The sequence below is a fragment of the Rhizobacter sp. P3_B12 genome (genome assembly GCF_056402895.1).
The window spans coordinates 1-2,022 of the sequence record NZ_JBFUGN010001063.1 but is presented as its reverse complement, the minus strand read 5'-3'; the positions used below and the strand labels follow the sequence as shown (position 1 = coordinate 2,022).

Here is a 2,022-nt window from a genome sequence, read left to right as displayed (position 1 = left end):
CCGCAAACCTGACCGCAGGGCGCCCGGTTCGCCACCGGCGGTGGCGGGGCGCCCGGCTCGATGACCGGATCCGCGGGGTGCGGTGACGGCGGGTCGTCGATCTCGGGCAACGGTGGCGGCACCATCGGCGGCGGAGGTGGCGTGGCCGGCGGTTCGGGCACGGTGTGCAGCAGAAGCGGCCGAATGGATGTCATGACGGGGGCCCGTGTGCGTTGGCGACACAGGCCCCGGGCAATCGGCGTTCCCTCTCGCTCAGTTGACCGTGAACAGGTTCAGGTTCACCGAGTTCGCGATCGCCGCATTGCCGGCGGTGTTCGGGTGCAGGTGGTCGCCGGTGTCGTTCGCCGGCAGCATGCGCGCCGGGTTGGCCGGGTCGCGCGTCGCGAGGTCCTGGTCGATCACGCCGTCGCAGCCGCTCGCGCTGCTCTTGACGAAGTCGTTGTAGGCCTGCCGCGTCGTCTCCTGCGATGGCGTCCAGACGCTGTCGCTGTACGGCGTCAGCGTCGAGCACAGGAACTTCACCTGGCGCGCATGGGCCTTCGCGATCATCCGCTGCAGCGGGCCGAGCAGCTGCTCCAGCGTCGGCTGCGGGTTGCCGCGCAGGTCGTTGATCGGGTCGTCCGAATAGATCACCCACTTGATGCCGGCCTGGCCCAGCACGTCGCGGTCGAAGCGGTTCTCGGCGCTCGGGCCGGCGCCGTCGCGCAGGCTGCYGTTGCCGCTGATGCCCTGGTTCAGCACGCCCACGCCGATGCCGGCCGCGTTCAGGCGGTTCGCCAGCACGTTCGGCCAGCGCTGGTTGGCATCGAAGTTGGTGCCGACCCCGTCGGTGATCGATGCGCCCAGCGTCGCCACGCTGCCGCGCAGGCTGCTGTTGGACACGTCCAGGTTGGTCAGCAGCCGGTAACTGCCGCTGGTCGCGCTGGGGTTGATCGTCGCGTTGCCGCTCACGTTGCCGGCGGCCACGTAGTTCGTCTGCAGGCCGGTCTGGTGCTCGGTGGTCACCGTGGTCGCGTTCGGCAGGTAGAAGCTGATCGCCACGTCGGACAACGCGGCGACGTTGAAGTCGACCGAGTCGCTGACCGCCTCGCCGCCGGCCGGGATCACGACCGTGGCCTGGCCGCCGAAGCTCAGCGTGCGGTCGCTGGCCGCGACGATGGCCGAGCCGCCGGCGCGTTGCGCGATGTGCACGTTCGCGACCGTGATCGGCTGGTTGCCGAACACGTTGGACAGGTGCACCCGCGCGGCCACGCCGCCGACGCTCGCGTGCACGATCTGCCGCAGCGTCTGCTGGTTGAAACTGGTGTTGCCGCCCTGCGGCGAGGCGCCCCAGGTGCCGACCCAGGTGCCCATGGGCGGTGGGGTGTCGCTGGCCGGCACCGGCGTCCAGCGCTGGTTCGCCGCGCCCAGGCAGTCCCATTGGTGGATGCGCGCGCCGGGCTGCGTGCTGACGCCGCTCACGTCGACGCAGCGGCCGCTGTGGCGGGCCGCGATGCGCAGCGCGCCGGCGTCGACCGTCACGACGAAGCGCTGGTTCGCGCCGCCGCCATAGGCCCATTGCTGGATCAGCGCGCCGTTGTCGAGCGAGATGTCGCTCACGTCCAGGCCCTTGCCGCTGTTGACGTTGAGGAAGCTGTAGGTGCCTTCGGCCGCGGGTTGGGCCTCGAACAGCTGGCGCTCGGCCTGGCTGCACGTGGCCTGGGCCGTCTTCGCGCCGTTGTCGAGCGAGCCATTCTCGACGTCGATGCACAGGCCGGAATGCACCGCCTTCAGCGCATAGCGGCCGATCGCCAGCACGCCGCGCCCGGTGGTCGACACCGGGTACAGCAGGAACTGCTGTGCGCCGCTCGTGCTGCAGCCGGCCTGGCGCAGCCCGGCACCGTCGTTCACCGAGCCGCCGTCGATCGCGATGCACTTGCCGCTGCCGGCGTTCTTCAGCGCGAAGCGGTTGCCCTGGCTGCGCTGCAGCACGAAGCGCTGCGCGTTGGTGTCGTTGTGGGTCCACTGGTGGATCACCGCGCC

1 protein-coding gene and 1 pseudogene are annotated in these 2,022 nt (G+C 70.8%); both read right to left on the bottom strand.

Annotated features, from left to right (window positions below):
- Positions 1–194: pseudogene (locus AC1D01_RS32090) on the bottom strand (energy transducer TonB); the annotation flags it as partial.
- A 58-nt stretch (positions 195–252) separates the two neighbouring features.
- Positions 253–2,022, bottom strand: a 1,770-nt coding sequence (locus AC1D01_RS32085; RefSeq protein ID WP_477873552.1) for an RICIN domain-containing protein, incomplete at its 5' end; no start/stop codon positions are given.